Origin of the sequence: Streptomyces sp. NBC_00536 (assembly GCF_036346295.1) — a bacterium.
Lineage (GTDB): Bacteria > Actinomycetota > Actinomycetes > Streptomycetales > Streptomycetaceae > Streptomyces.
On record NZ_CP107819.1, the window covers coordinates 1,005,490 to 1,017,129 of the forward strand.

General features: G+C 72.8%; 12 protein-coding genes. 5 read left to right on the forward strand and 7 right to left on the reverse strand.

The genetic code is table 11. The features are described 5' to 3' along the window. The first annotated feature begins 187 nt into the window (after window positions 1-187). Window positions 188-910, forward strand: a complete 723-nt coding sequence (locus OHS33_RS04245) for a lysophospholipid acyltransferase family protein (protein WP_330329018.1) — start codon at window positions 188-190, stop codon at window positions 908-910. Between the two features lie 101 nt (window positions 911-1,011). Continuing rightward, a complete protein-coding gene (locus OHS33_RS04250) occupies window positions 1,012-2,271 on the forward strand; it encodes an MFS transporter (RefSeq protein WP_330329019.1) in 1,260 nt (419 codons plus the stop codon). Between the two features lie 16 nt (window positions 2,272-2,287). On the opposite strand, the gene OHS33_RS04255 is transcribed toward OHS33_RS04250, so the two are convergent. The 6 genes from OHS33_RS04255 to OHS33_RS04280 all read right to left on the reverse strand — a co-directional run bounded on the left by OHS33_RS04255 (window position 2,288) and on the right by OHS33_RS04280 (window position 8,557). Continuing rightward, a complete protein-coding gene (locus OHS33_RS04255) occupies window positions 2,288-2,890 on the reverse strand; it encodes a transglutaminase-like domain-containing protein (RefSeq protein ID WP_330329020.1) in 603 nt (200 codons plus the stop codon). Window positions 2,891-2,987: 97 nt separating this feature from the next. Further along, on the reverse strand, window positions 2,988-4,049 hold the full coding sequence (locus OHS33_RS04260) for a threonine aldolase family protein (protein WP_330334901.1): 1,062 nt from the start codon (window positions 4,047-4,049) through the stop codon (window positions 2,988-2,990). Beyond that, window positions 4,046-4,807 carry an SDR family oxidoreductase gene (locus tag OHS33_RS04265; protein WP_330329021.1) on the reverse strand — a complete coding sequence of 254 codons (762 nt, stop codon included), beginning with the start codon at window positions 4,805-4,807 and terminating at the stop codon, window positions 4,046-4,048. Before OHS33_RS04265 ends, OHS33_RS04260 begins: the two co-directional genes overlap by 4 nt. 26 nt (window positions 4,808-4,833) lie before the next feature. Next, window positions 4,834-6,249 carry a DUF6421 family protein gene (locus OHS33_RS04270; protein ID WP_330329022.1) on the reverse strand — a complete coding sequence of 472 codons (1,416 nt, stop codon included), beginning with the start codon at window positions 6,247-6,249 and terminating at the stop codon, window positions 4,834-4,836. Between the two features lie 81 nt (window positions 6,250-6,330). Further along, window positions 6,331-7,362, reverse strand: coding sequence for an alpha/beta hydrolase (locus OHS33_RS04275; protein ID WP_330329023.1), 1,032 nt, complete (start codon window positions 7,360-7,362; stop codon window positions 6,331-6,333). Between the two features lie 73 nt (window positions 7,363-7,435). Further along, window positions 7,436-8,557 carry an LLM class flavin-dependent oxidoreductase gene (locus OHS33_RS04280; RefSeq protein ID WP_330329024.1) on the reverse strand — a complete coding sequence of 374 codons (1,122 nt, stop codon included), beginning with the start codon at window positions 8,555-8,557 and terminating at the stop codon, window positions 7,436-7,438. Window positions 8,558-8,606: 49 nt separating this feature from the next. Here OHS33_RS04280 and OHS33_RS04285 point away from each other — a divergent pair, with 49 nt between their 5' ends. Further along, window positions 8,607-9,287, forward strand: coding sequence for a PadR family transcriptional regulator (locus OHS33_RS04285; RefSeq protein ID WP_330329025.1), 681 nt, complete (start codon window positions 8,607-8,609; stop codon window positions 9,285-9,287). Between the two features lie 180 nt (window positions 9,288-9,467). Beyond that, window positions 9,468-10,151: a glycerophosphodiester phosphodiesterase gene (locus tag OHS33_RS04290; RefSeq protein WP_330329026.1), complete on the forward strand. Its 684-nt coding sequence runs from the start codon at window positions 9,468-9,470 to the stop codon at window positions 10,149-10,151. A gap of 39 nt (window positions 10,152-10,190) precedes the next feature. Here OHS33_RS04290 and OHS33_RS04295 read toward each other — a convergent pair whose 3' ends face one another. After that, a complete protein-coding gene (locus OHS33_RS04295; protein ID WP_330329027.1) occupies window positions 10,191-10,739 on the reverse strand; it encodes a GNAT family N-acetyltransferase in 549 nt (182 codons plus the stop codon). Between the two features lie 149 nt (window positions 10,740-10,888). Here OHS33_RS04295 and OHS33_RS04300 point away from each other — a divergent pair, with 149 nt between their 5' ends. After that, window positions 10,889-11,557, forward strand: a complete 669-nt coding sequence (locus OHS33_RS04300) for a DUF5134 domain-containing protein (RefSeq protein WP_330329028.1) — start codon at window positions 10,889-10,891, stop codon at window positions 11,555-11,557. Window positions 11,558-11,640: the final 83 nt, after the last annotated feature.

The window sequence follows — 11,640 nt, forward strand, 5'->3', positions numbered from 1 at the left end:
ACCGTACGGTGATCCGAGCGCCCCCGGGGTGCGCCCCATTCCCGGCGTGACAAGAATCTCTCCTGGTCGGGGCGTCTGGACTGGCCACCGGGGCGGGTATGGGGCACGATCCCCATGGCTACGTACCTACGATGGCGTAACTTACGGCCGGGAGAACCTCCCCAGGCAGAAAGCGGGGTCTCCCCACATGGCTGAGTTCGTCTACCCCCCGGTGATCGGCGCGGCGCACACGCTGTTCAAGGCGCTGGACGTCCGCATCGACATGAAGGGCACCGAGAACATCCCCCGCAAGGGCGGCGCGGTGCTCGTCTCCAACCACGTCGGGTACCTCGACTTCATCTTCGCCGGGCTGACGGCGCGGCCCTCAAAGCGGCTGGTCCGCTTCATGGCCAAGGAGTCGGTGTTCCGCCACAAGGTGTCCGGTCCGCTGATGCGCGCGATGAAGCACATCCCGGTGGACCGTACGCAGGGTGAGCAGGCCTACCAGCTCGCCCTCGACTCGCTGCGCGGCGGCGAGATCATCGGGGTGTTCCCCGAGGCGACGATCTCGCAGTCCTTCACGCTGAAGAGCTTCAAGTCCGGTGCGGCCCGGATGGCGCAGGAGGCCGGGGTCCCGCTGATCCCGGTGGCCCTGTGGGGCACCCAGCGGATGTGGACCAAGGGCCACCCGAAGGACCTCAAGCGCAGCCACATCCCCGTGACGATGCGGGTGGGCGAGCCGATGGAGGCTCCGACCGACCAGTTCGCCGGGGCCATCACGCGGCGGCTGCGCGAGCGCGTGCAGGAGCTGCTGGAGGCGGCCCAGCGGGCGTACCCGGCGAAGCCGAGGGGCGCGGAGGACTCGTGGTGGCTGCCGGCGCACCTCGGCGGTACGGCGCCCACCCCGGCCCAGGTCCGCGAGGCGGGCTGACCGACCCGGGACCGACCGGTCCCGGTCCCGGCCGCCCTCCGCGGCTGCCTCTGTCCCCCCTCCACCCCCGCGGGGTACGGTCGCGACCGGGGGGTGGCCGTATGCGCGGCTTCAAGCGGTACCTGGCCGCGGCACTGGCCGGACGGTTCGCATCCGAGGGGATGGGGATCGCGCTGGTGCTGCTGGCCCTGGAGCGGACCGGGAGCGCCGCCGACGGCGCGTTCATCCTGACCGCCTGGCTGGCCCCGCACGTGCTGGCGGCCCCGCTCGCGGGAGCCGCCGCCGCGCGGACCCCACGTCCCCGGCTCTTCCACGTGGGCGCGCTCGTGTGCTTCACGCTGGCCGTGGCGGCCCTGTCGGTGCTGGTGGGCCGGGCCCCGGTCGCGGTGGTCATCGCGGTGGCGGTGGCCGGGGGCAGTTGCGGGCCGATGGTGACGGGCGGGCTGTCCAGCCTGGTGGCCTCGCTGGTCCCGGCGGGCGCCGGGCGCGACCGGGCGTACGCCTGGGACGCGGCGACGTACAACGCGGCGGGCGTGAGCGCCCCGGCCGTGGTGAGCCTGATCGCCGCGCTCGGTTCGGCGGGCCCGGCCATGGCCGCGCTGGCCTGTTCGGGCGCGGTGGCCGCCGTGCTGGCCGCCCTGCTTCCGTACGAGGATCCCCGCGCCCGCGCTCAGATCGCCGGGCCCCGGCCCACCGCGGGCGGCGGGTTCGCCGCCCTGTGGCGGGTCCGCGAGCTGCGGGCGGTCTCCGCGGCCACCACCCTGGCCTTCGTCGGCATCGGCGCGCTGAGCACCACCGCGGTCCTGCTCACGGTGAGCCTCGGCGCCCCCGGGGCCGGGGGCGCCCTGATGACGGCCTTCGCCGTGGGCGCGCTCTCGGGGTCGCTGCTGCTGGCCCGGCGGCGGGCCTCCGGGCGGGCGGACGATCCGGGGCGGCTGGTCCGCTGGGCGCTGGCCGGTACCGGAGTCGTGCTGACCGGGGCCGCGTTCGCGCCCACCGTGCCGCTGGCCGCGGCTTGCTTCGCCCTGGCCGGGCTGTGCGACGGGCCGCTGCTGACGGCGACGCTGCGGATCCGGGCCGAGCACGCGCCGGACGCGGTGCGGGCCCAGGTGTTCACCCTGGGCGCCGGGCTGAAGATCACCGCCGCGGCCGCCGGGGCCGCCCTGGTGGGCCTCGCGGCGGCCTGGCCGCCCTGGACGCTGGTCCTCGGCATCGCCGCCCTCCAGCTGGCTGCCGCGCTCCTGCACCGGGTGACCGCGGGCCCGCGCACCCCCGCCGCCAAGCCGGTCCCGGCGCCGTCCGCGCCGTCCGCTCCGGCCGTCGCGCCGGTCACCCCGCAGGACGCCCCCACCAGGCCGTAGAGAGCCGGGGAGCCCCCTACAGCCCCTTCGGGAGCAGGTCCCAGAGGGCCTTGCGGTCCGGGGCGGTGCGCAGGGCGTGCAGCACGGGCGCGGGCGGGGCAGCGTACAGGGTGGGGTAGTCGGTCTCGCCCAGCTCCGTGCGGACGGGGAAGGCGAGGCGCTCGGTGTCCAGCGAGAACCGGGCGTCCACGCCCGGCTTGTTGCCGCGCGGGTCGAGCCGGGACCAGCCGGCGCGGCCGGGCAGCCGCAGGGCGATCAGGCCGTGGACGACCGCGCCGGAGCCGTCGGCTTCGTCGCCGAGGAGCTGGTAGCAGAGCCCGGCCGGGATGTCCCGGGCGCGCAGCAGGGCGGCCAGGGCGTGGGACTTGGCGTAGCAGATGCCGGTGCGCAGGCTCAGGACGTCGGAGGCCCGCCAGGTGACGCGGAGGTCGTCGGCGTCGTTCGAGTGCGGGATGGTGTCGCGGACGAACGCGAAGGCGGCCTCGGCGTATGAATATGCGTCGCCGGTGTCGGCCCAGAGGTCGGCGGCGGTCTCCTGGACGAGCGGGTGGCCATGGTCAATGACCTCATCGGCCGCCAGATAGGGCGGGAGGCCCGGATGTTCCTGAATCAGTTCCATGATCGGGAGCATAGGTATACCCCCCACCGTAAGTCTATAGATTTACGGTGGGGGGTATATCCATACACTCGGTCCCGAGCCGGGAGGAAGAGACGGCCTAGCGGGCCAGCTCTTCCTTCAGCGCCTGGAGGAAGGCGTCCACGTCGTCCTCCTGGGTGTCGAAGCCGCACATCCAGCGCACGTCGCCCGCCGCCTCGTCCCAGAAGTAGAAGCGGAAACGCTTCTGCAGACGGCGCGAGACCTCGTGCGGCAGCCGCGCGAACACCGCGTTGGCCTGCACCGGGTAGAGGATCTCCACCCCGTCCAGCTCCCGCACGCCCGCGGCCAGCCGCTGCGCCATCGCGTTGGAGTGCCGGGCGTTGCGCAGCCACAGGTCCTTCGCGAGCAGCGCTTCGAGCTGCACCGAGACGAACCGCATCTTGGACGCCAGCTGCATCGACATCTTGCGGATGTGCTTCATCTGCCGGACGGCGTCCGGGTTGAGGACCACGATGGCCTCGCCGAAGAGCATGCCGTTCTTCGTGCCGCCGTACGAGAGCACGTCCACGCCGACCGCGTTGGTGAACGCACGCATCGGTACGTCCAGCGACGCCGCCGCGTTGGATATCCGGGCACCGTCCAGGTGGACCTTCATGCCCCGCGCGTGCGCGTGCTCGCAGATGGCCCGGATCTCGTCCGGGGTGTAGACCGTGCCCAGTTCGGTGTTCTGGGTGATCGACACGACCTGCGGCATCGCCCGGTGCTCGTCCTCCCAGCCCCAGGCCTGCCGGTCGATCAGCTCGGGCGTGAGCTTGCCGTCCGGCGTCGCCACGGTGAGCAGCTTGAGGCCGGCCATCCGCTCGGGGGCGCCGCCCTCGTCGACGTTGATGTGGGCCGTCTCGGCACACACCACCGCGCCCCAGCGGTCGGTCAGGGCCTGCAGCGCGGTCACGTTGGCGCCGGTGCCGTTGAAGACCGGGTAGGCCTCGGCGTAGGGGCCGAAGTGGCTGCGCATGATCTTCTGCAGGTGTTCGGTGTACTCGTCGTCGCCGTAGGCCACCTGGTGGCCGCCGTTGGCGAGGGCTATCGCGGCCAGGACCTCGGGATGCGCTCCCGCGTAGTTGTCGCTCGCGAAGCCGCGCACCGCCGGGTCGTGGTGCCTGCGGGCATCGGTCCTCAGGGTTGCGGGGTCAGCCACAGACGCTGTCCGTTCACTTCAGTGGCGGGCCGCTCCCAGACGCCGGTGATGGCCTCGGCCAGCTCCTTGACGTCGGTGAAGCCCGCGAATTTCGCAGTGGGTCGCTCGGCGCGCATCGCGTCGTGCACCAGTGCCTTGATGACCAGGATCGCAGCCGCCGCGCCCGGGCCGTCATCGCCGCCCGCCTTGCGGAAGGAGTCGGCGAGGGCCAGGGTCCAGGCTTCGGCCGCGGCCTTGCCCGCGTTGTACGCGGCGTTGTTGGCCACCGGCTTGTGCGCGCCGGACTGGCTCACCAGGACGTAGCGGCCGCGGCCGCTGCGCAGCAGGGCGTCGTGGAAGGCGAGCGAGGTGTGCTGGACGGTGCGGATGAGGAGCTTCTCCAGGAAGTCCCAGTCCGCGAGGTCCGTGTCCGTGAAGGTCTTGCTGCCGCGCCAGCCGCCGACGAGGTGCACCACGCCGTCGACCGAGCCGAACTCCTTCTCGGTCCTGGCCGCCCACTCCTTGGTGGCGTCCAGGTCGAGCAGGTCGACGGTGTCACCGGTGACGGTGGCCCCGCCGTGGGCGTAGCGGGCCGCGTCCACCGCCTCCGCGAGGCGTGCCGGGTCCGCGTCGGCCGCTATCACCGTGGCACCCGCCTCGGCCAGGCGGATCAGGGCGGCGCGGCCCGCGGGCCCGCCCGCCCCGGCCACTGCCACGACCGCTCCGCTGAGCTTCCCGTTTCCGTTCCCGGAGCCGTTCATCCGCACTGCCTCCTCCGCGCGAGCGCTCACGCGGCGACCCGCTCTTCCTGCTGACGGTCCCCGGCGTTCAGCGCCGTGATCCCCTTGGTCGAGGCGATGACGCCCTTGAGCTTCTTGGCGAGGGCCTCATAGAACATGCTGAGGGGGAACTCGTCCGCGAGCACGTCGTCCACGAGCTTGCGCGGCGGCTGTGTCAGGTCCAGGGCGTCCGGGCCCTTGGCCCAGCGGGATCCCGGGTGCGGGGCGAGGTAGGTCGCGACCAGCTCGTAGGCCTTGAACCAGTGCACCAGCTTCGGGCGGTCGATGCCCGCCCGGTAGAGCTCCTCGATGTCGGCGCACAGCTGGTTGGTGACCTGCGGGGCGCGCATCCAGTCGATCTTCAGCTTGTTGTCCGTCCAGCGCACGACGTCGTGCTTGTGGAGGTACGCGAACAGCAGCTGGCCGCCGAGGCCGTCGTAGTTGCGGGTGCGGTCGCCGGAGACGGGGAAGCGGAACATCCGGTCGAAGAGGACGGCGTACTGCACGTCACGGCCGTGCTCGTTGCCCTCGGACTCCAGCTTCACGGCCTCCTTGAAGGCGGTGAGGTCGCAGCGCAGCTCCTCCAGGCCGTACATCCAGAACGGCTGGCGCTGCTTGATCATGAAGGGGTCGAACGGCAGGTCGCCGTGGCTGTGGGTGCGGTCGTGGACCATGTCCCACAGGACGAAGGCCTTCTCGCAGCGCTCCTGGTCGGTGACCATGGCGGCGATGTCGGCCGGCAGGGTGATGCCGAGGATGTCCACGGCCGCCTCGGTGACCTTGCGGAAGCGCGCGGCCTCGCGGTCGCAGAAGATGCCGCCCCAGGTGAAGCGCTCGGGGGCCTCGCGGACCGCGATGGTCTCCGGGAAGAGCACGGCGGAGTGCGTGTCGTAGCCCGCGGTGAAGTCCTCGAAGGTGATGCCGAGGAAGAGCGGGTTGTCGTACCGGGTGCGCTCCAGCTCGGCGAGCCACTCGGGCCACACCATCTTGAGCGCGACGGCCTCGAAGTTGCGGTCGGGGTTCCCGTTCTGCGTGTACATGGGGAACACCACGAGGTGCTGCAGTCCGTCGGCGCGCTCGGCGGCCGGGCGGAAGGCGAGCAGCGAGTCGAGGAAGTCCGGCACCTTGAAGCCGTCCGCGACCCATTTGCGCAGGTCCGCGACGAGGGCGCGGTGGTAGTCGAGGGCGTGCGGCAGCAGCGGCGACAGCTCCTGCACCGCGGCGGTCATCCGCTCGACGACGGCCTCGGCCTCGAAGGGCGTGGGCGCGCCCGCGACCTCGAAGTCGATCGAACCGTCCTTGGCCTGCCAGGGGCGGATCTCCTCCACGGCGGCCTTGAGCTGGGGCCACGCCGGGTGGTCCACCACCCGCGTTCCGGCGGTTATCACGGCACCGACCGGTCCCGGCACAAGAGTTTCCGTCATGTCACTTCCTCCACAGGAGAACCTCACGTTAAGACAGCGTATGCATGTGAGGCTCTCCCGCTCAAGAGGTGAAGCCGGAAATTATCCTGCGTCACCCCCATTGGCGCCGCAATTCTTCCCGCTGGACACCGTCCGCGCGATCGCTTCGCCTACTCCGTCCAGGGCACGGCGGGCCTCGGGCAGCAGGCCGGAAAGCGCCAGGAACCCGTGGAACATCCCCGGGTGATGGTCCTCGTGGGCGCTCGTGCCCGCCTCGCGGAGCGCGCGAACGTACGCCGTCCCCTCGTCGTGGAGCGGATCACAGCCCGCGGTCACCACATGGGCGGGCGGCAGCCCGGTCAGATCCGCTCGCAGGGGCGAGGCCAGCGGATCCGCACCGTCCCCGGCGGGCCCGAGGTACTGCTCCCAGAACCAGCGCAGGTGGGTGGCGGTCAGGAAGTACCCCTCGGCGTTGCGCCGCACGGAGTCGCCCTCCTGCGCGGCCAGCGCGGGGTAGAGCAGCACCTGGAGGGCGACCGGCGGTCCCCCGCGCGCCCGGGCCAGCAGCAGCGCGGCGGCGGCGAGGTTGCCGCCGGCGCTGTCCCCGGCGATCACCAGCGCCCCGGGATCGCCGCCGAGGCCGGCCAGGTGCCCGCCCGCCCAGCACAGCGCGGCGTGGGCGTCGTGGACGGCGGCGGGGAAGCGGGCCTCGGGGGCCCGCCGGTAGTCCACGGAGACCACGACCGCGCCGGCGGCCCGGCACAGTTCCCGCGCGGTGGTGTCGTGGGTGTCGAGGTCGCACAGCACCCAGCCGCCGCCGTGGCAGAACACCACGGTCGGGCGGGGCCCGGGCCACTGCCGCGGGTCGGGGCGGTACACGCGTACGGGCAGCGCGGGCGCCCCGGCGGGCCCGGGTATCTCCCGGTCCAGGACGGAGCCGACGGCGGGCGGCTCGAACGGGGAGTGCGGGGCCGCCGCCAGGATCCGGCGCGCCTCGGCGGCGTCGGTGACCCGGCCGCCCACATCGGGGAAGGCGTCGGCCATCGCGTCCACGAAGGGGCGTACGCCCGGAGCGAGCCGGTCGGGACCGGGCGCGGGGCCGCGGTCGGGGCGGGGTGGCTGGGCGGGCTGCATCAGGGGTGCCTCCAAAACCAGAGGGGATCGCGCGGGGTCACTACCGCCGGAACGCCGTGCTCACACCTCGCCGTCAGTTCCCCCGGAAGTGCGGGATGACCTTCTCGCCCCACTGCCGCAGCGTCTCCAGGCACGCCTCCTGCGGCACGGTCCCCATCTGGATCAGGCACATCACCTCGTCCGCCCCGGCCTCCCGCAGCCGTTCGACGTAGGCGATCGCGTCGTCCGCGCTGCCGTAGGCGTGGTCCGCGTGGAATGTGGCGCTCGCGCTGGGCCGGACCGGGATGTCCAGCTCGTGCAGCCGCGCCACCACCTGCTCGGCGGCCCTGCGCAGCTCGGCGCCCTCGTCGGCGCCCGCGACCACCGCCTCGTCCGGGATGCCCGCGCCGCCGTACCAGTGGCCGATGGACTGGGCGAAGAAGCGCTGGCCCCGCAGACCAGTCCGGCGGGCCTCCTCCGGGTCGTCGAGCACGATGGTGGGACAGAGCACCGAGAAGTGGTCGTTGACCGCGCTCGACACGAAGCGGGAGCCGTCGCGCCCGGCGATCGCCGCGTCGTAAGCGGCGCGCATCGCGGCGATCGACTCCGGCCCGGCGAATCCCATCACCAGGGCGCCGACGCCCAGTTCGGCCGCCTGGCGCAGGGTGTCGGCGCGGCTGCACGCGAGGAACAGCGGCGGGTGCGGCAGCTGCCGCGGGCGGGGCAGGATCGGGTGCGGATCGATGTCGATGAGTTCTCCGTGGTACTCCAGCTCGTCCTCCTGCCAGGCCTTGCCGATGATCCGCAGCGCTTCCTCGACCTCCTGGGTGGTGCGGTCCCGGTCCACCCCGCACAGCGAGGTCTCCTGCACGGTGCCGCCGCGGCCCGCGCCCAGGTCGAGCCTGCCGCCGGAGAGCAGGTCGAGCATCGCGGCCCGCTCCGCGACCCGGACCGGATGGTTGAAGTTGAAGGGCATGCACACGACGCCGTGACCGATGCGTATGGTGTGCGTCCTGGCCGCGACCCAGGTCAGGAAGATCTCAGGTGCGGACATGTGGGCGTACCACTTCAAGGAGTGGTGCTCGACGGCCCAGATCCGGTCGAAGCCCATGCGCTCGGCCAGGACGGCCTGTTCGACGCAGTCCCGGATGACCTGGTGCTCCCGCTCGACGGTCGGGTCGGCGAGCTGCGCTTCGAAGATGACGGAGAACTTCACGATGCCTCCAGGGTTGCGTCCCGTGCCCGGTCTCACTTCAATTAGAAATATGACTAGTAGTCAGACGTCGAACAAGCAAGAGGCGCGGCAGGACCTGCCGCCGACCGCCTGGGCGGTGCTCGGCCTGCTGTCCTTCCCCGGCGAGCGGACCGGCTACGAGCTGAAGAAGTGGGCGGACTCCTCGCTCCGCTTCTTCTACTGGTCACCCGCGATCAGCCAGATCTACGCCGAACTGCGGCGCCTGGAGGAACTCGGGTACGCCGCCTCCGCCCGCTCGGGACCCGAGGAGGTCCGCGCCAAGCGGCGGTACTCCATCACTGCCGCGGGGCGCGAGGCCCTCGCCCACTGGGCCGGCGACACCGCGGAGGCCGGGCCTCCGGTGCTCAAGCACGGGCTGCTGCTGCGGGTCTGGCTGGGGCACCTGGGCGAGCCGGAGCGGCTGCGGGCCCTGGTGGGCGAGCACCTGGAGCGCACCCGGGGCGAGCTGGACTCCGTACGGGAGGCCCTCGCCCACGCCGCGGACGCACCGGAGTGGGCCTTCCCGCGCCTCGCCCTGCGCTGGAGCGAGCGGCAGCACCTGGCCGAGCTGGAGCTGACCGAGGCCCTGCTCGCGGACCTCGCGGACCTCGCGAGCCTGCCGGACCTTTCGACTGCCGGTTCCGGGGCTCACCCTGGACCTCAGGTCGAGGGTCCGGGTCAAGGCGATGGGGACGCGCCCACGGCAGGGTGACGCCGGACGACGGCGCGCCCCGTGCACAACCCTTGGCGGGAACCGGCCGGAGGGTCCTGCCGGAGCGCTGCACGGGCGGTCCCATCGCACGGTCGGCGCATTAACATGCGTCCTCACCACGCGGGCGGTCGGGACACCGCGACCGCGTGGGGAGCCGCCGTCGACGGAAGCGAGAGAACCTTGACTTTCCTCACCATCGGTCACCGCGGGGTCATGGGTGTCGAGCCGGAGAACACCCTGCGGTCCTTCGTCCGCGCGCAGCGCAGCGGCATGGACGCGATCGCGCTGGACCTCCGGCTCAGCAAGGACGGCGCGCTCGTCGTCCTGCACGACGACGAGGTCGGCCGGACCACCGACGGCTCGGGGGCCGTCGCCGATCTGACCCTCGCGGAACTGCGCGGGCTCGACGCCGGTCAGGGCGAGCGGGTGCCGGTCTTCGACGAGGTACTGGAGGCGGTCGCCGTGCCGCTGGTGGCCTCGGTCCGGGACGCGGGCTGCGCCCGGGTGCTGGCGGAGGCGCTGCGGGGACGGGACCTGACCGCCCGGGTGGAGGTCTCCTCCCCGGACGACGCGGTGCTCGCCGCTGTCGCCGGGCTGGTCCCGGGGGTACGGACGGTGCTGAGCGCGGACCGCTACGGCGAGGACGTCGTGGCGAGGGCGCTGGCCGTCGGCGCGGGGAGCCTCTCGCTGGACATCCGGCGGCTCACCCTGGAGATCGTCGAATCGGCGCACGCGGCGGGTCTGCGGGTGACGGGCTGGACGGTCAACACGCAGGAGCGGCTGAAGCTGGCGCGGGCACTGGAGCTGGACGGTGCGGTGACCGACCTGCCGGAGATCCGGCGGACGGGCCGCTTCACCGCCTGATCAGGCACACCACGGCGTTCCCGCGGCCGCGCGGCCGGCTCAGAGCTGCTTGACCAGCAGCTCGAAGGCCAGGCCTGCGCGGCGCGGGATGCCGAAGCGCTCGTCGCCGTACGGGAAGGGGCTCAGCTCGCCGGTGCGCCGGTAGCCGCGGCGTTCGTAGTAGGCGATGAGTTCCTCGCGCACGCTGACCACGGTCATGCGCATCTCCTTGGCGTCCCACTGCTCGCGCACCCGGCGTTCGGCCTCGGCCATGATCTGCTTGCCGAGGCCGCCGCCCTGGAGCCCGGGGCGGACCGCGAACATCCCGAAGTAGGCGTGGTCGCCGCGGTGTTCGAGATGGCAGCAGGCGACGAGGTCTCCGTCGCGCTCGACCACCAGGAGGGTGCTGTCGGGGGTCGCGATGACCTCGCGCACGCCCCGCTCGTCGGTGCGCTGTCCGCCGAGGTAGTCCGCTTCCGTCGTCCAGCCGACCCGGCTGGCGTCGCCGCGGTACGCCGACTCCACGAGCGCCACCAGAGCCGGCACGTCCGTGTCGACGGCGGTGCGGTAGGTGAGGGCCGTGGTGCGGGTGGGATCGGCGGTCGACATCGTCGCGGCTCCGTTCGAAAAGTTGGCATATGACAAGCCTGGTGACGGCAAGGAGAGCCTAACCCGGGGCGGCGTGCGGCCCGCCCGCCGCGGGCATCTCTTCCCGTGACGCCGACGAACCGGGGGGTTCCGCCGTGCACGGTCCCGCGATGTCCCTTTCCGCCTCCACCTCCCTTTCCGCCTCCACCTCCCTTTCCGCCTCCGCTCCCCTTTCCGCTTCCGCTTCCCTGTCCGCCTGGCTGCTGGTGGCACTGTGCGCCGCGAGCGGTGCGTACTGCCTGCTGCGGGCCCGCAGAGCGCGGCGCGCCGCGCGCGGGGCGGCGGGCGGTGAGGCTCTGATGGGGTTCGGCATGGCGGTGATGGCCGCGCCGACGGGAACCGGTGCGTGGGGGTCCGGGGCATGGGGGTCCACGGTGCTGCTGGCCGTCTTCTGCGCGGCCGCGCTGCACGCGCTCTGGCTGCTGCGCGGCGGTGCCCACCACGTCCACCACCTGGTGGGCTCCCTGGCCATGGTCTACATGACGGTGACGATGGGGACGGCCACGGGAGCGGGGGGCGGGCACGCCGGGCTCCACGGCGCGGGTCACGGCCAAGGGGCCGTCCAGGGACTGCCGTTGGTGACCGGCGCGCTGCTGCTCTACTTCGCCGGGTACGTGCTGCTGGGCGGGGCGCGGCTGGTGACGGCGGGCGGCGCACCGGTGACCGCGGCGGTCGCGGGAGGGCCGGTGGACGGCGCCGGGCGCGGGACGGCCGAGCTGACCCGGGCGTGCCGACTCGCCATGGGGATCGGGATGTTGGCCATGCTGCTCACCATGTGAGGACCCGCCCGCGGGGACGGGGCCGCCGACGTGTCGTGCGTCACCAATGAACCGCGGCCATACCCGTGGGTAGCCCCGCCCTC